Here is a 21,060-nt window from a genome sequence, read left to right as displayed (position 1 = left end):
CGATATAGCTAGCCGAGCACGATCAAACATGCCGCACGCTCAGCAATTCCATCGCTCCCGCCAGCGCAAACTCACCTTTCAATTCAGCCAGGCTGGCAGTACTCATGGGCTGTGGCTGCTGATAGCTGCCGTGCACGGCAAGCCCGATCAACGCGCCCACCAAAGGCTGGTGGCTAACTAACAAAACATCATCAGCGGCATAGGCGTCCAGTTGACTCAGCACTTTGCCCGGATCACTTTCCGGAGTGAGCCAGGACACCGTCACCACAGCATCGCTGAAACCCAGCGCCTGACGCACCAGTTCGGCAGTCTGTTGCGCTCGAACGTAGGGGCTGGCGAGGATTCGTGTCAGGGGTTTACCCAGCAAATGAGCGGCACTTTGCAGGACCTCCTCACGACCATGACCGGTCAGCTCACGTTGCGCATCACTGCGCGCGTGAGCCTGGGCCTCTCCGTGCCGCAACACCCAGAGCTTCACAGTTTGGGTTCCTCATCGCGCACAGGGTGGGCGGCAGGTGGAATACTGTGCGGCGTCTCGCCATCCGGCGCACGAGGCGTCGGCCAGTCAGCAAACGGCCACGGCTTTTGGTCAGTGTGAAAAGTGCCAAACCGACCTATCTGCGCGAGAAACTGACTCAGGCTGTCGCCAAAGTTCATCAGACTGGCGCTCGGGGCACCATAAATCAGACGATAGCCCAATTGCACCAGAACCACGCCAGCCAGCAGCAACTCTGCCAGTTGCCAGATCACGATAAAGACCACCATCCAGAGGATGCGCAGCACAATCGATTCGTGTTGCTTGATTTTCGACTCGTTCAAAATCTTCTCCCGGGATGAGGGCTATCAGTTGAAGCCGGTTGTGGAAATAAAGTCCACGTCTGTTTTGGGCTCGGCGCGCATCAACAGTTCAATGACCTGACTCAGCGTACGACCCTCAAAAAGAATTGCATGCAAGCCCGCGACCAGTGGCATGTACACCTGTAACTCCTGGGCTTTGACTTTCAGCACTTTGAGCGTGTTCACACCTTCCGCGACTTCGCCCAGGCGGTTGACGGCCTCGTCCAGGCTCAAGCCCTGCCCCAAGGCAAATCCGACCTGATAGTTACGGCTCTTCGGCGAAGAGCAGGTCACGATCAGGTCACCGACGCCCGCCAGTCCAAGAAAGGTCATTGGGTTGGCGCCCTGACTGACCGCAAAACGGGTCATTTCCGCCAGCGCGCGGGTAATCAGCATGCTCTTGGTGTTTTCGCCCATGTCCAGCGCCACGGCCATGCCGGCGATGATCGCGTAGACGTTTTTAAGCGCCCCGCCCAACTCAACACCAAAGCGGTCGTTGCTGGCGTAAACCCGGAACGTCCTGCCGTGCAGCACTTCCTGAACCTGTTGGCAGAGGTCCTCGTCTTCACTGGCGACCACAGTTGCAGTCAACGCGTGCTCAGCGATTTCACGCGCCAGATTGGGACCGGACAACACGCCAATACGGGCCTGCGGAGCGATGTCTTCGATGATCTGACTCATCAATTTGAAGCTCTGCGCTTCGATGCCTTTGGTCAGGCTGACCAGCATCTTGCCCGTCAAACGCTCGACGTGAGGCGCCAGCACACTGCGCAAAGCGCTGGACGGCAAGGCGACGAAAACCAGTTCACATTCATCGAGAGTCGCAGCCAGGTCTGTGACCGGCTCGACCAGGGGCAGAATCTTTATGCCCTTGAGGTAACGAGGGTTCTCGCGATTGACACGAATGGCCTCGGCCTGCTCCGGGTCACGCATCCATTGACGGACCTGACGGCCATTCTCCGCCAGCAAGTTGGCCACCGCGGTGCCGAAGCTGCCGCCCCCCAGAACCGCAACAGGTTGCTGTGTGGTCATAAAAACATCCATCTAGAGCCATCTCATCTGGCGATGACGGCATTATACGGAGCATGGCGATGGCGGCCAGTGACAACCTTCATTGCGTGTGTTTCCAAGGGATTAGGACTCGCAGGGGTCTAGACATTTTCCATGTGGTGATTTTTGTGTACATATCCGTTACCGCGGGCATGGCTGATATTGGTTGCGCTTTTACAGCGCCTCACTTTTGATAGATCCGGAAGCCGGCCCAGACAAAAGTAAGCAAAACGCTCTTGCCCCACCACTGGGTGCCTCGCCTAGGCTCGGCATGCCCGTAATCCGACATTGCTGCGTGGGGCCGCCGCCACCGGCCATCCATGGCCTGAGGCGGCTAAACCGGCATCCCTGCCGGTTTGCCCCATACAGCAATATCGAATTCCGGCCGGCGTGGTTTAACGGGGCGCCTAAAATCAAAAGCAGATCAAAAGCAGATCAAAAGCAAAGCGAATACGGCGGGATCGCCTCGGCCCGGTAGGAGCGAACTTGTTCGCGAAACGTCACCACAGCCAACGCATTCTTCATCTGACACACCGCTTCGCAGCCTTCGGCAGCTCCTACAAGATGCTAGGTAAACCCATAAAACCAGGTCGGCTGTCAGGCCGCCGCGCTTTTGATTTTGATCTGAGGCGCCCCGTTAAACCACGCTGGCCGAACGCAGATTCTGAAGCGTGGGACGCCCTTGAGTTGAAGAGTGGCAAGGATGCCGGGTTAGCCGCACCGGGCCATGGATGGCCCATTGCGGCGGCCCACGGTTCAGGATCTGCGGGCGGGTACACCGAGCGACAGCGAGGTGCCGAGTGGTGGGGTAAAAGCCTTTTGGTTACTTTTGGCTGGGCCGGCTTCCGGAACCAAAAGTGACGCGCTGTAAGAGCGCAACCAATATCAGCCATGGCCGCCATTACGGATATGTACACAAAAACCACCCAACCACACCCAGCGTGGCAATAAGCTTCGTCTCGGTTAACATGCCCGGCATGAATAAGGCGGTAACCGGACGAACAAGTATGGACACGGCTGTGGCTTTCTCAGGCAGGACTCTGCGCTGCATCGCAGTCGCGGCGCTCATGTGGGCGAACTGCACCACTGCGTCCGCGGCAGATATTTTGCTGACTGCCGCCAGAACCAACCCAAGCATCCAGAGCTTTGTGAGCGACTTGAGCCAGCGCCGCCCTGGCGACCACGTGCGCTTTGTCGAAACCGATAAAATGCCGTCACCTGGCAAAATCTCCGACCACACGCGCCTGGTGCTGCTGGACACGGCAAGCCTGGAGTGGCGGCTGGGCGATAGCGAAGGGCCAAGAACCCTGGTACTGCGCATCAGTCGGATTCAGGCCCACGAACGGCTGGGCGAAAAGCGCCCGCCGACGTTGAGCCTTTTGTGGAGCGATCCGCCTGTCACGCGCCAGTTGCTGCTGATCCGGCACCTGTTGCCCGAAGCCCGACAAATCGGTGTGCTGTTCAACCACAGAAGCCAATTCCTGCTCAAAGAGCTGCGCCATGCAGCAGCGTCCATGGGGTTGCGGATAGTTTCCCAGCCATGGACCCCCAGTGCGGAAAACCAGTCACTGCAGAACTTGTTGAGCCGCAGCGATGTATTGCTGGGGCTTGATGACCCGGACCTGTATAACGCGAAAACCGCCAAGAACCTCCTGCTCAGCAGCTATGCCCACCAGCAGGCATTGCTTGGCCCTAACGCAGCGTTTGTCAAAGCAGGAAGCCTGGCCAGCACCTACAGCGATGAAATCGACTGGCTGGATACGCTTGACGCTCTCCTCGACAAGCCACCGGAGCAATGGCCACGCGCACAATATCCACGACGCTTCAAAGTGACGAGTAACCCGCGAGTGGCTCAATCCCTGGGAATCATCGCAATTGACGACGCAGCAGTGACCACACGCCTGAGTCAGGCGGAGCAGCAGCCATGAAAGTTCGTCGCCATTGGGATATCAATACCCGGACACAGATGATCAGTCTCGGACCCGCCCTCCTGCTGACTCTATTGCTGATCTGCTTTTTCACGTTTGTGCGCATTCAGGACCTGCGCCAGGAGCTCAATCATACCGGTCAGTTGATCGCCAACCAGTTGGCACCCGCGTCGGAATACGGAGTGATCGTTGGTAACGACGAGGTTCTGAAGAGCCTGATGCGCGCAACCTTGTCGACACCCCATGTGCGTTTTATTGAAGTACAGGACAGCCACAACAAAGTATTGGTGTACGTCGAGCAGTCCGAAGAGGCGGCCGCCCCCCCCAAACAGGTAGAAATATTTCAGGCGCCGATTCGTTCGCAGCAAATCAAGCTGGGCAAGGACTTCCTTGGTAACCATGAGGATACCGTTAGCGCCGCCCAGGATTATCTGGGCCGGGTGCTGGTGGGTATGTCCAACGAAGCGTTCAGTGAGCGTCAACAGGAGATCCTGCTCAAGGCCGCGATTCTCGCGCTGTTCGCTCTGCTGTTCACGTTTATTCTCGCCAGGCGCCTGGCTTCAAGCCTTTCTCAACCCATCAGTGCGATGGGCGAAGCGGTCAAGGCAATCCAGCAAGGTGACTACCGCACCCCGCTGCCTGTGCCTGATGACGCAGAACTGGGTGATCTGGCAAGGCACATCAACAATCTCGCGGCTAACCTGGATAAAGCCAGCCACGAGCAACAACGCTTCATTGAGCAATTGATCCAGGCCAGAGAGGAGGCAGAACGCGCGAACCGGGCAAAATCAGACTTTCTGGCCATGATGAGCCATGAGTTGCGTACCCCTATGAATGGTGTACTGGGCATGCTGCAACTGATGGAAACCACACCTATGACCGAAGAGCAGGCCGAGTATTCGGCGCTTGCCACCGAGTCCACCGAGCATCTGTTGCGCGTGATCAACGACATCCTCGACTTTTCCCGGTTTGAACGACATTCGCTGGAAATGGAAAATATCCCGTTCAATGTTGCTGAACTGGTCAGCACCTCGAGCCAGGCATTCAGCCACGATGCGCAACAACGCAACCTGTCGTTGCGCTTGCACCTCCAGCAAGGGCTCGATCAGTTACGGGTTCAGGGCGACCCGACCCGGATCCGGCAGATTCTGGTCAACCTTATTGGTAATGCCCTTAAATTCACAGAGCAGGGCGCGGTGGATGTTGAAGCCGAGTATGAGTCTCTGGATGAAGGGCGGATTTTGTTTGTGTGTCACGTGCGCGACAGCGGGATCGGCATCCACCATGACCATCTGGAATCCATGTTCGATGCTTTCCAGCAGGCAGACAGCTCGATCTCCCGTCGCTACGGCGGCACGGGGTTAGGCCTGCCCATCGCCCGCACACTGGCGGAGCGCATGGGTGGAACGCTAAGGGCGCAAAGCACCGAAGGTTCTGGTTCGCTGTTTACCCTGGAAATCCCGATGACGGTGATGCCAGATACAGCGGATGCACCCGCCCGTGGCGACTCGCACATTGCTACCGACGGCGAGCAACGCAGCGTCTTGTTAGTAGAGGACAACGAAGTCAACTGCGCGGTCATCCGCGCCATGCTGCATAACCTCGGCCATCAGGTGGCAGTCGCCCGGGACGGCGCACAAGCGGTGAGCATGGCTGGAAGTGGGCAATACGCCGCAATCTTCATGGATTGCCGACTGCCAGTCATGGATGGCTACGAAGCCACGCGTCGTATTCGACAGTTGCCGGGGCTCGATCAAGTACCGATCATCGCGCTGACCGCCAATGCCTTGCAGGGTGATCGGGACGCCTGTTTACAGGCGGGGATGAATGACTACCTTGCCAAACCCTTCAAACGTACTGATTTACAGCAGGTTTTACAGCGATGGGTGCCCTTTCGGACATCTGCGACTGGCGATAAATGTTAAATTGCGGCAGTCTTGTAAGCCGAATCGACCATAAGGGTCGGCTGGATGGCAAATTTCAGTGCACAAGTGTACTTTCATTTCCCTTGTGCTGTGACTTTCACTACAACGCAATAGTCTATGAGTAGGCTGACGGCAGACCCCTGGCGAGTCAGCCGGCCAGGACTGGCTTCTGGGGCACGATACCCCACCCTGCCGCACAAGATTATTGAGGAGCTCGCATGACCAAACAAAACGCCTTTACCCGGGAAGACCTGCTGCGCTGCAGTCGCGGTGAGCTATTCGGCCCAGGTAACGCGCAACTGCCCGCCCCTAACATGCTGATGGTTGATCGCATCACCCATATCAGCGAAGAGGGTGGCAAGTACGGCAAAGGTGAATTGGTCGCTGAGCTGGATATCAATCCGGACCTGTGGTTCTTCGCATGCCACTTCGAAGGTGACCCGGTGATGCCGGGCTGCCTGGGCCTTGATGCCATGTGGCAACTGGTAGGCTTTTTCCTTGGCTGGCAGGGTCTGCCAGGCCGTGGACGCGCACTGGGTTCGGGCGAAGTAAAGTTCTTCGGTCAGGTTTTGCCGACGGCCAAAAAAGTCACCTATAACATTCAGATCAAACGCGTCCTGAAAGGCAAGCTGAACCTGGCTATCGCCGATGGTTCGGTTACTGTCGACGGTCGCGAGATCTACACCGCCGAAGGCCTTCGGGTCGGCGTCTTCACCTCCACTGACAACTTCTAAGGGTTATCCGCATGCGCCGCGTCGTTATCACTGGTCTGGGCATCGTTTCGTGCCTGGGCAATGACAAAGAGACCGTCTCCGCCAACCTGCGTGCAAGCCGCCCTGGCATCCGTTTCAATCCGGAATATGCCGAAATGGGTCTGCGTAGCCAGGTTTCCGGCTCCATTGACCTCAACCTCGAAGAGCTGATCGATCGCAAGATCTATCGCTTCGTCGGCCACGCGGCAGCTTATGCCTACTTGGCCATGAAAGACGCCATCACTGATTCGGGCCTCACCGAGGAGCAAGTCTCCAACCCGCGTACCGGCCTGATCGCCGGTAGCGGTGGTGCTTCGACCCTGAACCAGATGGAAGCGCTGGATATCCTGCGTGAAAAAGGCGTCAAGCGCGTTGGCCCGTACCGCGTTACGCGGACCATGAGCAGCACGGTTTCTGCTTGCCTGGCCACCCCGTTCAAGATCAAGGGCCTGAACTACTCCATCGCTTCTGCTTGCGCCACCAGTGCTCACTGCATCGGTACCGCCATGGAACAGATTCAGATGGGCAAGCAGGACATCGTGTTTGCCGGTGGTGGTGAAGAAGAGCATTGGAGCCAGTCGTTCCTGTTCGACGCCATGGGCGCACTGTCCAGCAAGCGTAATGACACCCCGGAACAGGCTTCCCGCGCTTACGACGCTGACCGTGATGGTTTCGTCATCGCTGGCGGCGGCGGCATGGTCGTGGTTGAAGAGCTGGAACACGCTCTGGCACGCGGCGCCAAGATCTATGCTGAAATCGTTGGCTACGGTGCTACTTCCGACGGCTACGACATGGTTGCTCCGAGCGGCGAAGGCGCCATCCGCTGCATGCAGATGGCCCTGTCCACCGTTGAAGGCCCGATCGATTACCTGAACACTCACGGCACCTCGACTCCGGTCGGCGACGCCAAAGAGATGGAAGGCGTTCGCGAAGTCTTCGGTGGCAAAGCTCCGGCCATCAGCTCCACCAAGAGCCTGTCGGGTCACTCCCTGGGCGCCGCAGGCGTTCACGAAGCGATCTACTGCATGCTGATGATGGAAGGCAACTTCATCGCTGGTTCGGCCAACATCGACGAACTGGATCCGGTTGTCGCTGACATGCCGATCCTGCTCAAGACCCAGGAAGATGCAAAAATCGACCAGGTCATGAGCAACAGCTTCGGCTTCGGTGGCACCAACGCCACGCTGGTCATGAAGCGCTGGCAGGGCAAGTAATTCCGCCCCGCTACTGCTGTTGAAAAGGCGCCTCTCGAGGCGCCTTTTTTTATGAGCACTGATTTTCTAGGCTGAGCAAGAGCGCAAGCGTAGGATATTTCTTTTTGCCTACCGCCCGAGGTCTCCATGCCTGTCATCGTCAGCAGCATTACCCCTGAAGGGTTCCGCCACAAGATCGATATCAACCAGCAACACGAACTGTTCACCGATCTGCCTGTTGATCTGGGCGGCGAAAATTCCGCCCCCTCCCCTCATGACTATTTCGATGCGGCGCTGGCCTCGTGCAAAACGCTGACCGTCAAATTGTACGCAAAACAGCACGACATCCCGCTGACCGGGATCACCGTCAAGGTCACTCATGACGACAGCGAGGAAAGACAAGGTAAGTACGGCCTGAATGTAGAACTCGCCCTGGAGGGCCCTCTCAGCGACCAGCAGCGTACTGTTTTGCACCGCATCGCCGACCGCTGCCCGGTGCACAAGCTGATGACCACCGCCGAGATCAGTATCCATACTCAACTGGTCTGACTGCAGGGATACTGCCGATGCTTATCATCAAACCCCGCGCTGAAGATGTAGAAGGCCAGCCCATTCTGCGCCCCCTGCCCTCGGCGAAATGCCGCAATGTCGGCCCGTTCGTATTTTTCGACCATATGCTCGAAACCGACTATGCGCCGGGCAAAGGTATGGATATTCGCCAACACCCGCACATTGGCCTATCCACATTGACCTACCTGTTCGAAGGCCATCTGCTGCATAAAGACAGCTTGGGCAGTCATCAGCAGGTTGCGCCAGGCGAGGTCAGCTGGATGACCTCAGGCGCAGCCATTGCCCACATTGAACGCACGCCGGCGGAGTTGTTGGCCAGCGGCTCGCGCATGCACGGCCTGCAGGTATGGCTCGCATCGCCAAAGAGCCACGAACCTGGCCAAGGCCATTACAGCCACCACCCGGCCAGCAGCCTGCCACTGAGTGACAACCTCGGCATTCAGATTCGCATGATTGCGGGGAGCGGTTTCTGCCTGACGTCTCCGGTGCCAGTCCTGTCGCCGACGGTTTACGCCGAATTGCACCTGCAAACCGCAACCACACTGTTGATCCCGACCGAACATGAAGAGCGGGCGCTGTATGTGCTCGAAGGCGAAGCTTCGGTGGACGGCGAAGCGGTGGAACCCAGAACGCTGGTCGTACTTGAGCCCGGGAAAGAAGTGGCTTTGTGTGCAGAGAGCGAATGCCACGCGGTGCTGATTGGCGGCGCACCGCTGGATGGCCCTAGGCGCATGAACTGGAATTTCGTCGCCAGTGATCCGGCGCTGATCGAACAGGCCCGGACCCGCTGGGCAGCCGGGGATTGGCCGACAGTGCCCGGGGAGATTGGCAGGATCGAACTGCCGCAGGCTAAGTGATCTGTAGGAGCGCGCTTGCCCGCGATGCAGTCGACGCGCAGTTTCAGGCATACCGCGTCATCGTTCATCGCGAGCAAGCTCGGCTCCCACACGGATCAATGAAGTCCGCAAGACTGTGTCAGCCCTTGAACACTTCATCCAGCAGGTTGTGCATCGACGCAAACGCGCGTTTCGCGGTCTTTTCATCGTACTGCATCATGCCCGGGGTCTGCGCGTGCGGATCGGTGAACGAGTGCACTGCACCGCCATAGCTCAGCAACTGCCAGTCAACGCCTGCCGCATTCATTTCGGCTTCAAAAGCCGGCAATTGTTCTTTGGGTACCAACGGGTCCGAAGCACCGTGCAGCACTAGCACTGAACCCTTGATGTTTTTCGCATCAGTCGGGTTTGGCGTATCCAGCGTGCCGTGGAACGATACGGCAGCTTTCAGGTTCGCGCCGGTGCGTGCCAACTCCAGAGAACAGCAACCGCCGAAGCAGAAACCGAAAGTGGCGACTTTGTCGGCATCAACCGGTGCGTCAGTCTGGGCGAGCAATTGATCCAGAGCAGCCTGCATACGCTTGCGCAACAACCCGCGATCGTCCTTGAGCGGCATCATCGCAGCACCAGCCTGATCGTTATTCTGCGGGCGAGTGCTCTGGCCATAGAGGTCAGCAAGAAACACGACATAGCCCTGCTCTGCCACCGCCTGTGCGATTTTCTCGGCGCCTTCGGTGACACCCATCCAGTTTGGGGCCATCAACAGACCAGGACGTGAAGACGCGTCACCCGAGTCAAAAACCAGACGGCTCTCGTAAGGCTGGCCGTCAATCTGGTACACCACTGAACGCACAGTAACGTTGCTGCTCATCGTTGACTCCTCAAGTAATGAAAGACAAATGGGTAGAGCACAATCAGAAAACCCGCCGAAGCGGGTTTTCTTTGACTCGGAATATTAAACCGACAACTCGACCAATAACTTGTTCAGACGGCGCACGTAAGCCGCCGGATCCTTCAAGCTGTCACCTGCTGCCAGCGCAGCCTGATCGAACAGGATGTGCGACAGGTCGCCAAACCGCTCTTCGCTTTGCTCGGCGTCCAGCTTGCCGATCAGCGGGTGCGCCGGGTTGAATTCGAAGATCGGCTTGGAGTCCGGAACCTTCTGGCCGCTGGCTTCAAGAATCTGCCGCATCTGCAGGCCCAGGTCAGCCTCGCCGATAGCAAGGATCGCCGGGGAATCAGTCAGACGGTGAGAAACCCGCACTTCACTGACGGAATCACCCAAAGCCGTTTTCAGACGCTCGATGAGACCTTCTTTGTCCTTGGCGATTTCTTCCTGAGCCTTCTTATCCTCTTCAGAATCAAGCTTGCCCAGATCCAGATCACCACGCGCCACATCGACAAAACCCTTGCCATCGAAATCGCTGAGGTAGCTCATCAGCCACTCGTCGATACGGTCGGTCAGCAGCAGCACTTCGATGCCTTTCTTGCGGAAGACTTCAAGGTGCGGGCTGTTCTTGACCTGCGCGTAGGTTTCACCGGTGAGGTAGTAAATCTTGTCCTGACCTTCCTTGGCGCGAGCCAGGTATTCAGCCAGAGCAACGATTTGCTCGCCGCCTTCCTCATGAGTCGAAGCGAAACGCAACAGACCGGCGATTTTCTCTTTATTGGCGAAGTCTTCTGCCGGGCCTTCTTTCATGACCTGACCGAAGTTTTTCCAGAAGCCTTTGTATTGCTCAGGCTCGTTTTTCGCCAGTTTTTCCAGCATGTCGAGGACACGCTTGGTCAGGGCCGACTTCATCGAATCGATGATCGGGTCTTTCTGCAGAATCTCACGCGAAACGTTCAGGGACAGGTCATTGGAATCGACCACGCCTTTGACGAAGCGCATGTACAGCGGCAGGAACGACTCGGCCTGGTCCATGACGAATACACGCTGCACGTATAGCTTCAGGCCACGAGGGGCTTCACGCTGATACAGATCGAACGGAGCGCGGGCAGGCACGTACAACAGCGAGGTGTACTCCAGCTTGCCTTCAACCTTGTTATGGCTCCAGCTCAGCGGGTTTTCGAAATCGTGGGCGACGTGCTTGTAGAACTCCTGGTATTCCTCGTCCTTCACTTCAGTGCGAGGACGGGTCCAGAGGGCACTGGCGCGGTTGACGGTTTCCCATTCAACAGCCGGAACCTCTTCGCCTTCGGCAGCGGCCGATTCTTTTGGCAGCTCGATCGGCAAAGCGATGTGATCGGAGTATTTCTTGATGATATTGCGCAGACGGTAACCGTCAGCGAACTCATCTTCACCACTTTTCAGGTGCAGGACGATGCGGGTACCGCGCTCGGCCTTCTCGACAGTGGCGACTTCGAATTCGCCCTCGCCTTTGGAAGACCAATGCACGCCTTCGCTGGCAGCTGTGCCTGCGCGACGGCTGAATACTTCAACCTGATCGGCAACGATGAAGGCCGAATAGAAGCCAACACCGAATTGGCCGATCAGGTGCGAATCTTTTTTCTGATCGCCCGACAGGTTCTTCATGAAATCAGCTGTGCCGGACTTGGCGATGGTCCCCAGGTGGGTGATCACATCGTCCCGGTTCATACCGATGCCGTTGTCTTCCAGCGTGACGGTTTTCGCTTCCTTGTCGAAGCTCACGCGAATCTTCAGCTCGGCGCCGCCTTCAAGCAAGTCCGGTTTGGACAGTGCTTCGAAGCGCAGTTTATCCACGGCGTCAGAGGCGTTAGAGATCAACTCGCGAAGGAAGATTTCCTTGTTGGAATACAGCGAGTGGATCATGAGGTGCAGCAGCTGCTTTACCTCGGTCTGGAAGCCCAGGGTTTCCTTTTGAGTTTCCACACTCATGGTCATCAAACTCCAATCAGATGGCATAAGCCCCCAGCCACAAGCCGAAACCTGTGTCTGGCGGCGGGTTGTCATCAAAGTGGGGGCTGGGTCTCGGATTTCAAGGGCTTGCCTGATTCGATCTACAACTCTTCAATTTTGAAATGCGCTCGGGCGGTAGCGATCGGCTCTTCCGCTGTGGCCTGCCACGCGGTGATCGCAACATTGGCCACCCGTCGCCCCTGACGCCAGACCTGGCATTGGGCATACGTATCGCGATAAAGACCGGCGCGCAGATAATCGACCGAAAAATCGATCATTTTCGGCATCTGTGTGGCGTCCATGGCAATCAGAAGATGCACTGAGGCCGCTAATTCCATGAAGCCGGCAATAACGCCGCCATGCAGGGCAGGAAGCAATGGATTACCCACATTGCCTTGAACCGCAGGCAGATGAAAAATCAAATCATCGCCCTGACGTGAGCAACCGACACCGATAAGTTGCGCATAAGGGATGCTGCTCAGCAACAGCGTAAAATCGCCAGATGCCTGAGCCAGACGCGAATGCTCCTGAAGATCAATCGTCATTGGTCGCTCCCCGCAAACGTTCGAGTTCCGATGACCGCCCTGCCCAACCGCATGAACGTACCGACCACATGAGCAATCGGCTGCTGCGGATCATCCTGCCATGCATAACCGCGGATAAAGAGCACCTCAGGCGTGACCCGATAGCACTGCGCAAAGCCGAATACGTCCTGATGAGGCGTTGCGGCGCTCATGTAGTCGATGCGCAAGTCAAGCGTCGGGCAAACCTCGAACTCCGGCAAAACACAGAGAATCGAGATACCACAAGCACTGTCCATCAGCGAAGTCAGTGCACCACCATGAATGACGCCGGTTTGTGGATTGCCAATGATTTTCTCGGAATAAGGCAGCACCAGCGTCATGCCATTTGCGTCGGCGCTGACCACCTGCAACCCAAGCACCTGACAATGGGGCAAGGCCGAGAGAAAGCGTTTGGCACGCTCAAAAACAAGGGTTTCGCTCATAGGGCTCACGACTTTTTTATGTTTTGTTCGAAAGTTGCTGTGATCCAGCATAGCTGGCCGGATTACGGGGGCGACATACAAATTCAATGAGGCCGTGAAAGAGTTGGAACTTAACTTAATGCGCAGGGCTCTTAGGCTCGTAGATATTCAATAAGGAGAAACACCCCATGCGCAATACTTTAGCTTATGCCTTGATGCTCTCTGCCACCTTGGGCCTTGCCGCGTGCGACAAGAAATCCGAGAACACTCAACAAGATGCGAACAAAGCCGCTCAAGAATCTCAAGAGTCCATGCAAAAGGCTCAGGACAAAGTGAACGACGCGGCCAAAGAAAGTCAGGAAGCCGCTCAGAAGAATGCCGAAGCGGACGCACAGCGCGCCCAGGAAGCTGGCAAGACGACTCAAGATCCAGCGACTACCAAGTAAGCCGAAAAGTTTCCCCGACTTTTCAGATAATAAAGCCCGCTATAAGCGGGCTTTATTAGTTGCGAGTTTAATACACTCGCCTGTCGATATTTTTCTGAACGTTTATCACACGCCATTAAACATCAGGCCAGCGCCTCGTTACGCTTGCCGATAACCCGGTCGCAGACAAATGCCACGCACAGAACAATGACGGCCGGGATCAGCCAGGCCAACCCCTGATCGCTAAGTGGCAAGTTGCTCAAGGCATGAGGCAGGTAATCTGTAAAACCGGCGCCTTTGATCGCATCGATCAGACCGAACACAAACGCTACCAGCATCACCGGCGCGACGATACGGCCCTGGGAATACCAGAAGTTTTTGCAGAAACTCAGCGCGACCAGAACGATGCAAGGCGGATAGATCGCCGTCAGCACCGGGATCGAGAACAGAATCAGTTTGGTCAGACCCAGATTGGAAACCAGCAACGAGAATGCCGCCAGAATTATCACCAGGGTTTTGTATGACAATGGCAGTACCTTGGCGAAATACTCGGCACAGGCGCATGTCAGGCCCACGGCGGTGACCAGACAGGCCAGCGAGATCAGCACCGCAAGGAAGCCGCTCCCCAGCGAACCGAAAGTATGTTGCACGTAGGCATGCAACACCGCCGCGCCGTTACTCGCCCCTGCTGCGACGGCGTGACTGCCGGAGCCCAGACGGAACAGACTGATGTAAACCAGTGCCAGCCCTACCCCGGCAATCAAACCGGCAATGATCGCGTAACGGGTAATCAGACGCGGCGACTCTACGCCTCTTGAGCGAATGGCGTTGACGATGACAATGCCGAACACCAGCGCGCCCAGGGTATCCATGGTCAGGTAGCCATTGATAAAGCCTTGAGAAAACGGCGCTGCGACATAAGCGGGCTCAGCGACACCGATGTCTCCTGCGGGCAGTGCGAAAGCTGCAATCCCGAGCACCGCCAGCGCGATTATTTTCAGCGGCGCAAGGAAGCGCCCTACCGTGTCCAGCAGACGGCCTGGATAGAACGACACCCACAGCACGATCAGGAAATACACCAGGCTGTAGAGAAACAGCGCTGTCGGGCTATCCCCCGTCAGCGGCGCGAGGCCGACTTCGAAGGACACTGTTGCGGTACGTGGCGTGGCGAACAACGGGCCTACTGCCAGATAACACACTGCCGCGAGGATACTGCCCGCGATTTTGCCGATGGGGCTGCTGAGCGCATCCATTGCGCCACCAACCCTGGCCAGGGCAATGACGGTCACGACCGGGAGGCCTACGGCGGTGACCAGAAAGCCCAAAGCAGCCATCCACACGTGCGGTCCGGCCTGCAGGCCTACGATTGGCGGGAAGATGATATTGCCAGCCCCTACGAACAGGGCGAACGTCATGAAACCCAGTGCCAGGATGTCCTGACCTTTCAACACTTTCATTGAGAAAACCACACTTCAGAATCGGAATTGGAGGGCGACTTCCCGTTGAGTGGGGGAAATTCATGCCGGTCCTTTTAGGACGAGCCGCTGTGCGGCGGCTCCTTGTGAGACCCGCGATGCACAAAATGGCGGCTAGCCTAACCAATTTGCGTTTTTATTGCACTAATAGAGGGCGAAGCGGCCGATGAACGCACGGTTGGGGGTCGAAGTGTCGACATCCATTTCCATGTCGGGATTTTGTGTACATATCCGTTGCAGCGTTATGGCTGATATTGGTTGCGCCCTTACGGCGCCTCACTTTGGGCCCAAAAGTAAGCAAAAGGCTCTTGCCCCACCACTGGGTCCCTCGCTGGCGCTCGGCATACCCGTAATCCGACATTGCTGCGTGGGGCCGCCGCCACCCGCCATCCATGGCCTGAGGCGGCTAAACCGGCATCCCTGCCGGTTTGCCCCACACAGCAATGTCGAATTCCGGCCGGCGTGGTTTAACGGGGCGCTCAAGATCAAAATCAAAAGCAGATCAAGAGCACGGCTCTGGATACACGCGGTTTTATTATGTGGGAGCGGTGCTTGCCCGCGATGAACGATTACGCGGTATATCTGACGTACCGTGGCGCCTGAATCGCGGGCAAGCACCGCTCCCACAAGGTCCATGTTGGTCGGAGCTGAGGTAGCAAGCTCACACAAATCAGGTCGGCTGTCAGGCCGCCGCGCTTTTGATTTTGATCTGAGGCGCCCCGTTAAACCACGCTGGCCGAACGCAGATTCTGAACCGTGGGACGCCCTTGAGTTGAAGAGGGGCAAGGATGCCGGGTTAGCCGCACCGGGCCATGGATGGCCCATTGCAGCGGCCCACGGTTCAGGATCTGCGGGCGGGCATCCCGAGCCTAGGCGAGGGACCAAGTGGTGGGGCACAGACTTTTTGGTTACTTTTGGCCGGGCCGGCTTCCGGGCGTTTGCCAAAAGTGACCCGCCGTAAGGGCGGAACCAATATCAGCCGTTACCGCAATAAGGGATATGTACGCAACCGCCCGGAATGATGTTCGCCCCCTCCACAACGCACAAAGGCCACCCGAAGGTGGCCTTTGTGTAGTCGGTCAATCAAATAAGCAGATGCTTATTTTTTGACTTCCCAACCAGTCAGCTCAGCCAAAGCCTTGCCGATGTCTGCCAGCGAACGCACGGTTTTAACACCTGCGTCTTGCAGCGCAGCGAATTTCTCGTCTGCAGTGCCTTTGCCGCCAGAGATGATTGCGCCAGCATGGCCCATGCGCTTGCCCGGAGGAGCAGTCACACCAGCGATGTAGGAAACAACCGGCTTGGTCACGTGTGCCTTGATGTAGGCAGCCGCTTCTTCTTCAGCCGAACCGCCGATTTCACCGATCATCACGATCGCTTCAGTCTTCGGGTCTTCCTGGAACAGCTTCAGGATGTCGATGAAGTTGGAGCCAGGGATCGGGTCACCACCGATACCAACACAGGTCGACTGACCGAAACCGGCATCAGTAGTCTGCTTCACAGCTTCGTAAGTCAGGGTGCCGGAACGCGACACGATGCCTACTTTGCCAGGCAAGTGAATGTGACCTGGCATGATGCCGATCTTGCACTCGCCCGGAGTGATAACGCCTGGGCAGTTAGGGCCGATCAGGACCACACCCAGCTCGTCACACTTGACCTTGGCTTCGAGCATGTCGATGGTCGGGATGCCTTCGGTGATGCAGACGATCAGCTTGATACCGCCGAACGCCGCTTCAAGGATGGAGTCCTTGCAGAACGGAGCTGGAACGTAGATAACCGAAGCAGTTGCGCCGGTTTTGTCTACTGCTTCTTGCACAGTGTTGAACACTGGCAGGTTCAGGTGAGTGGTGCCACCTTTGCCTGGAGTCACGCCGCCAACCATTTTGGTGCCGTAGGCAATGGCTTGCTCGGAGTGGAAAGTACCCTGCGAACCGGTGAAGCCCTGGCAGATTACTTTGGTGTCTTTATTGATCAGGACGCTCATTACTTGCCCTCCGCAGCTTTGACAACTTGTTGAGCAGCGTCGGTCAGGCTGGTAGCCGCGATGATGTTCAAACCGCTTTCTGCCAGTACTTTAGCGCCCAGTTCAGCGTTGTTACCTTCAAGGCGAACAACAACCGGGATTTTCACGCCGACTTCTTTCACTGCACCGATGATGCCTTCGGCAATCATGTCGCAACGAACGATGCCGCCGAAGATGTTGACCAGTACTGCTGCGACGTTGGTGTCGGACAGAATGATCTTGAACGCTTCGGTAACGCGTTCCTTGGTTGCACCACCACCTACGTCGAGGAAGTTGGCTGGCTTGCCGCCATGCAGGTTGACGATGTCCATGGTACCCATGGCCAGGCCAGCACCGTTGACCATGCAACCGATGTTACCTTCCAGCGCCACGTAGTTCAGTTCGAACTTGGCAGCGTGAGCTTCGCGCGGATCATCTTGCGATGGATCGTGGAAAGCCTTCAGCTTAGGCTGACGGTACATGGCGTTGGCGTCGATGTTGATCTTGGCGTCGAGGCAGTGCAGATCGCCGTCAGCCTTGATGACCAGCGGGTTCACTTCCAGCAGAGCCAGGTCGTGGTCCTGGAACAGCTTGGCCAGACCGGTGAAGATCTTGGCGAACTGGGAAACCTGCTTGCCTTCCAGACCCAGCTGGAATGCCAGATCGCGACCCTGGAATGGCTGAGCGCCAACCAGTGGATCGATCGTGGCCTTGAGGATCTTCTCAGGAGTGTCGTGAGCGATTTTCTCGATGTCCACGCCACCTTCGGTGGAAGCCATGAACACGATGCGACGGCTCGAACGATCCACTACAGCGCCGAGATACAGCTCTTTAGCGATGTCGGTGCAGGACTCAACCAGGATCTTGGTCACTGGCTGACCGTTGGCGTCAGTCTGGTAAGTTACCAGACGCTTGCCCAACCATTGCTGGGCGAACGCTGCAGCGTCTTCTTTGCTGCGAACCAGCTTTACGCCGCCCGCTTTACCGCGACCACCAGCGTGAACCTGGGCTTTGACAACCCACTCAGTCCCGCCAATTTTATCGCAAGCTTCTGCTGCTGCTTCCGGGGTGTCTACTGCGTAGCCTTTGGATACTGGCAGGCCGTACTCAGCGAACAGCTGCTTACCCTGATACTCGTGAAGATTCATGCTTATTACCGTCTTCGTTAGGTACTGCGCATTCGGTGCTGCACGTCTGGCGTGCCGCACCACCTGTGACCGCTACTCCGGGCAATCCCTTCAAGAAGAGTCCGGAGGTCGAGTCCGGCGGACATTCCGCGGTGAGTCTTGCTCGCAAGGCTCACGACGGGCAGTCCGTCGTGGTTTCTCTTGTTGTCTTAACGCTTTTTGCGGTTCTGGATGTGGATGGCACCGCCATTCACGGCCAGAGCAGCTTCATGCAATGCTTCGGACAGCGTCGGATGGGAGAAGACCATCATGCCGATGTCTTCGGCACTGCTGCCGAATTCCATCGCGATCGCGCCCTGCTGTACCAGCTCGGCAGCGCTAGGACCAATAACGTGAACACCCAGTACACGGTCAGTCTTGGCGTCGGCAATGATCTTGACGAAGCCGCCTGTGTCGTTGGCTGCCATGGCACGGCCACTGGCTGCGAACGGGAAGGTGCCAACGTTAACTTCAACGCCTTCAGTCTTCAAGGTCTGCTCGGTTTTACCAACCCATGCGATTTCCGGGTGGGTGTAGATAACCGAAGGGATCAGATTGTAGTTCATCTGAGCCTTGTGGCCCTTGATGCGCTCGACAACCATGATGCCTTCTTCAGAAGCCTTGTGGGCCAGCATCAGACCACGAACCACGTCGCCGATCGCGTAAACGCCCGGAACGCTGGTGGTGCAGTAGTCGTCAACGTAGATGAAACCACGCTCATCCAGGTCCACACCGCTGTCAGCGGCCAGCAGATCAGTTGTTACCGGACGACGACCAACGGCTACGATCAGACGGTCGAAAGTGATCGACTGCTCGCCCGCTGCGTCGGTGTAGCTGACCACAACTTCTTCGCCTTCGACTTTCGAACCGGTAACGCGAGCGCCCAGCTTGATGTCCAGGCCTTGCTTGGTGAAAGTTTTCAGGGCTTCTTTGGAAACCGCTTCGTCAGCAGCCGGGATGAACTTGTCCAGTGCTTCCAGGACAGTCACCTGAGCGCCAAGACGAGCCCATACCGAACCCAGTTCCAGACCGATCACGCCAGCGCCGATCACGCCCAGACGTTGTGGAACCTGTTGGAATTCCAGAGCGCCAGTCGAATCAACGATGACTTTCTGATCGACCGGAGCCGGTGGAATGTCAATCGGACGCGAACCGGAAGCCAGGATTACGTGATCAGCTTCGATGACTTCAACGGTGCCATCAGCGGCGGTCAGTTCGACTTTCTTGCCAGCCAGCAGCTTGCCGTGGCCTTGCAGAGTGGTCACGCCATTGGCTTTGAACAGGCTGGCAACGCCACCGGTCAGGCCTTTAACGATGTTGGCCTTGCGACCGACCATGGCCGGCACGTCCATGCTGACTTCGGAAGTCGAAATACCATGGATCGAGAAGCCATTTTTGGCTTCGTAGAACTTCCAGGAGCTGTCCAGCAGCGCCTTGGACGGAATGCAACCCACGTTCAGGCAAGTACCGCCGAGGGCCAGCTTGCCCTCCTTGTCCTGATACTTCTCGATGCAGGCAGTCTTGAGACCAAGTTGCGCAGCCTTGATGGCGGCAACATAACCGCCAGGGCCTGCGCCAATCACTACCACGTCGAATTTCTGGGACATAACAAAGAGTTCCTCTTTAGCTGCGAGCTTTAAGCTACAAGCTGCAAGCTGGCCTGTGATGTATTACAGACGAGCGTTGCAACCTGTTCATTAGGATGTAGCGACGACCAAAGCTTCAGCGCCAGACTGCTTTTACTTGCAGCTTGACGCTTGCGGCTTGCAGCTGTCGTGAATCAGATATCCAGCAGCAGACGAGCTGGATCTTCCAGCAGGTTTTTGATGGTCACCAGGAACGTCACAGCTTCTTTACCATCGATCAGACGGTGATCGTAAGACAGCGCCAGGTACATCATCGGACGAATCACAACCTGACCGTTGACCGCCATCGGGCGCTGGATGATGTTGTGCATGCCCAGAATGGCCGCTTGTGGCGGGTTGACGATCGGCGTCGACATCATCGAACCGAAAGTACCACCGTTAGTGATGGTGAAGGTACCACCGGTCATTTCGTCGATGGACAGTTTGCCGTCACGGGCTTTCTTGCCGAAGGTAGCGATGCCGCCTTCGATTTCAGCCAGGCTCATCTGCTCTGCGTTACGCAGAACCGGAACCACCAGACCACGGTCGCTGGATACCGCAACACCTACGTCAGCGTAACCGTGGTAAACGATGTCGGAACCGTCGATCGAAGCGTTGACAGCCGGGAAGCGTTTCAGCGCTTCGGTGGTTGCCTTGACGAAGAACGACATGAAGCCCAGGCGTACGCCGTTGTTGGACTTCTCGAACAGATCCTTGTACTTCGAACGCAGGGCCATGACTTCGGTCATGTCGACTTCGTTGAAAGTGGTCAGCATCGCCATGTTCGATTGAGCTTCAACCAGACGCTTGGCAACGGTGGCACGTACGCGAGTCATCGGTACACGCTTCTCGGTGCGGTCGCCGGTAGCAACGACTGGAGCAGCAGCGGCAGCTGGCTTTGCAGCCGGAGCAGCGGCAGGCGCAGATTTCTTCGCCTCAACAGCCGCAACCACGTCTTCCTTGGTCACACGGCCGTCTTTACCTGTGCCTTTGACGCTGGCCAGGTTGATGCCGTTTTCTTCAGCCAGTTTGCGCGCAGCAGGAGCAGCAACCGAATCTTCGTCGCCAGCAGCTGGAGCAGCGGCCGGGGCAGCCGCTTGAGCCGGGGCAGCAGCAGGTGCAGCAGCGGCAGCCGGAGCAGCAGATGCGGTAGCGCCACCGTCCAGAGTTGCGATCAGTTCGTTGGAGAGGACGATTTCGCCCTCGCCTTTCACGATCGATGCCAGTACGCCGTCAGCTTCAGCCAGTACTTCGAGGACAACTTTGTCAGTCTCGATGTCAACCAGCAGCTCGTCACGTTTTACCGCTTCGCCCGGCTGTTTGTGCCACTTGGAAATGGTGCCGTCGGCAACTGATTCCGGGAAAGAGGGGGCTTTGATCTCGATAGCCATTATCTGTAATTCCTTAATT

At 57.0% G+C, this 21,060-nt stretch carries 19 protein-coding genes; 7 read left to right on the top strand and 12 right to left on the bottom strand.

The genetic code is table 11. The features are described from left to right. Positions 1-22 precede the first annotated feature (22 nt). The 3 genes from sixA to EE949_RS24000 form a co-directional block, all read right to left on the bottom strand. Positions 23-478 carry a phosphohistidine phosphatase SixA gene (gene sixA / locus EE949_RS24010; RefSeq protein ID WP_122666554.1) on the bottom strand — a complete coding sequence of 152 codons (456 nt, stop codon included), beginning with the start codon at positions 476-478 and terminating at the stop codon, positions 23-25. Next, positions 475-765: a DUF4389 domain-containing protein gene (locus EE949_RS24005; RefSeq protein ID WP_240350438.1), complete on the bottom strand. Its 291-nt coding sequence runs from the start codon at positions 763-765 to the stop codon at positions 475-477. The genes sixA and EE949_RS24005 overlap by 4 nt, the downstream gene beginning before the upstream one ends. 78 nt (positions 766-843) lie before the next feature. Then, positions 844-1,869: an NAD(P)H-dependent glycerol-3-phosphate dehydrogenase gene (locus EE949_RS24000; RefSeq protein WP_122666552.1), complete on the bottom strand. Its 1,026-nt coding sequence runs from the start codon at positions 1,867-1,869 to the stop codon at positions 844-846. 1,025 nt (positions 1,870-2,894) lie between these two features. Here EE949_RS24000 and EE949_RS23995 point away from each other — a divergent pair. The 6 genes from EE949_RS23995 to EE949_RS23970 all read left to right on the top strand — a co-directional run bounded on the left by EE949_RS23995 (position 2,895) and on the right by EE949_RS23970 (position 9,112). Next, positions 2,895-3,815, top strand: coding sequence for an ABC transporter substrate-binding protein (locus tag EE949_RS23995; protein ID WP_430735895.1), 921 nt, complete (start codon positions 2,895-2,897; stop codon positions 3,813-3,815). After that, the gene (locus EE949_RS23990) at positions 3,812-5,740 is read left to right on the top strand and encodes a response regulator (protein WP_122666550.1); all 1,929 of its coding nucleotides are present in this window, start codon (positions 3,812-3,814) and stop codon (positions 5,738-5,740) included. The genes EE949_RS23995 and EE949_RS23990 overlap by 4 nt, the downstream gene beginning before the upstream one ends. A gap of 218 nt (positions 5,741-5,958) precedes the next feature. Continuing rightward, on the top strand, positions 5,959-6,474 hold the full coding sequence (gene fabA, locus EE949_RS23985) for a 3-hydroxyacyl-[acyl-carrier-protein] dehydratase FabA (protein WP_027898655.1): 516 nt from the start codon (positions 5,959-5,961) through the stop codon (positions 6,472-6,474). An 11-nt stretch (positions 6,475-6,485) separates the two neighbouring features. Beyond that, a complete protein-coding gene (fabB, locus tag EE949_RS23980; protein WP_122666549.1) occupies positions 6,486-7,706 on the top strand; it encodes a beta-ketoacyl-ACP synthase I in 1,221 nt (406 codons plus the stop codon). Positions 7,707-7,832: 126 nt separating this feature from the next. Beyond that, entirely contained in the window at positions 7,833-8,234 is a 402-nt protein-coding gene (locus EE949_RS23975; protein ID WP_122666548.1) for an OsmC family protein, read from the top strand. Positions 8,235-8,251: 17 nt separating this feature from the next. After that, positions 8,252-9,112, top strand: a complete 861-nt coding sequence (locus EE949_RS23970; RefSeq protein WP_430735894.1) for a pirin family protein — start codon at positions 8,252-8,254, stop codon at positions 9,110-9,112. Positions 9,113-9,230: 118 nt separating this feature from the next. Here the strand turns inward: EE949_RS23970 and EE949_RS23965 are convergent, their stop codons facing one another. From EE949_RS23965 to EE949_RS23950, 4 genes are all read right to left on the bottom strand, one after another. Further along, a complete protein-coding gene (locus tag EE949_RS23965; RefSeq protein WP_122666546.1) occupies positions 9,231-9,962 on the bottom strand; it encodes a dienelactone hydrolase family protein in 732 nt (243 codons plus the stop codon). A gap of 84 nt (positions 9,963-10,046) precedes the next feature. Further along, positions 10,047-11,951, bottom strand: a complete 1,905-nt coding sequence (htpG, locus tag EE949_RS23960; RefSeq protein ID WP_122666643.1) for a molecular chaperone HtpG — start codon at positions 11,949-11,951, stop codon at positions 10,047-10,049. A 122-nt stretch (positions 11,952-12,073) separates the two neighbouring features. Beyond that, positions 12,074-12,517 (bottom strand): PaaI family thioesterase, encoded by a 444-nt coding sequence (locus EE949_RS23955; protein ID WP_122666545.1) that lies wholly within the window; start codon positions 12,515-12,517, stop codon positions 12,074-12,076. Continuing rightward, positions 12,514-12,978, bottom strand: coding sequence for a PaaI family thioesterase (locus EE949_RS23950; protein ID WP_122666642.1), 465 nt, complete (start codon positions 12,976-12,978; stop codon positions 12,514-12,516). Before EE949_RS23950 ends, EE949_RS23955 begins: the two co-directional genes overlap by 4 nt. A 167-nt stretch (positions 12,979-13,145) precedes the next feature. Between EE949_RS23950 and EE949_RS23945 the strand changes: the two genes are divergently transcribed. Continuing rightward, positions 13,146-13,403 carry a hypothetical protein gene (locus EE949_RS23945; RefSeq protein ID WP_087267897.1) on the top strand — a complete coding sequence of 86 codons (258 nt, stop codon included), beginning with the start codon at positions 13,146-13,148 and terminating at the stop codon, positions 13,401-13,403. A 122-nt stretch (positions 13,404-13,525) separates the two neighbouring features. Here EE949_RS23945 and brnQ read toward each other — a convergent pair whose 3' ends face one another. The 5 genes from brnQ to odhB all read right to left on the bottom strand — a co-directional run bounded on the left by brnQ (position 13,526) and on the right by odhB (position 21,041). After that, on the bottom strand, positions 13,526-14,839 hold the full coding sequence (brnQ, locus tag EE949_RS23940) for a branched-chain amino acid transport system II carrier protein (protein ID WP_122666544.1): 1,314 nt from the start codon (positions 14,837-14,839) through the stop codon (positions 13,526-13,528). Between the two features lie 1,117 nt (positions 14,840-15,956). Next, the gene (gene sucD, locus EE949_RS23925; RefSeq protein ID WP_027900900.1) at positions 15,957-16,841 is read right to left on the bottom strand and encodes a succinate--CoA ligase subunit alpha; all 885 of its coding nucleotides are present in this window, start codon (positions 16,839-16,841) and stop codon (positions 15,957-15,959) included. Beyond that, complete coding sequence (gene sucC, locus EE949_RS23920; protein ID WP_032629164.1) at positions 16,841-18,007, bottom strand: ADP-forming succinate--CoA ligase subunit beta; 1,167 nt, start codon at positions 18,005-18,007, stop codon at positions 16,841-16,843. Before sucC ends, sucD begins: the two co-directional genes overlap by 1 nt. Before the next feature lie 188 nt (positions 18,008-18,195). Continuing rightward, positions 18,196-19,632, bottom strand: a complete 1,437-nt coding sequence (gene lpdA / locus EE949_RS23915) for a dihydrolipoyl dehydrogenase (RefSeq protein WP_122666541.1) — start codon at positions 19,630-19,632, stop codon at positions 18,196-18,198. A 173-nt stretch (positions 19,633-19,805) separates the two neighbouring features. After that, complete coding sequence (gene odhB, locus EE949_RS23910; RefSeq protein WP_122666540.1) at positions 19,806-21,041, bottom strand: 2-oxoglutarate dehydrogenase complex dihydrolipoyllysine-residue succinyltransferase; 1,236 nt, start codon at positions 21,039-21,041, stop codon at positions 19,806-19,808. Positions 21,042-21,060 lie beyond the last annotated feature (19 nt).

Source organism: Pseudomonas viridiflava, assembly GCF_900602065.1.
Taxonomy (GTDB): domain Bacteria; phylum Pseudomonadota; class Gammaproteobacteria; order Pseudomonadales; family Pseudomonadaceae; genus Aquipseudomonas.
Note: the sequence above shows the minus strand (reverse complement) of the source record. Positions and strands in the feature narration are given on the sequence as shown.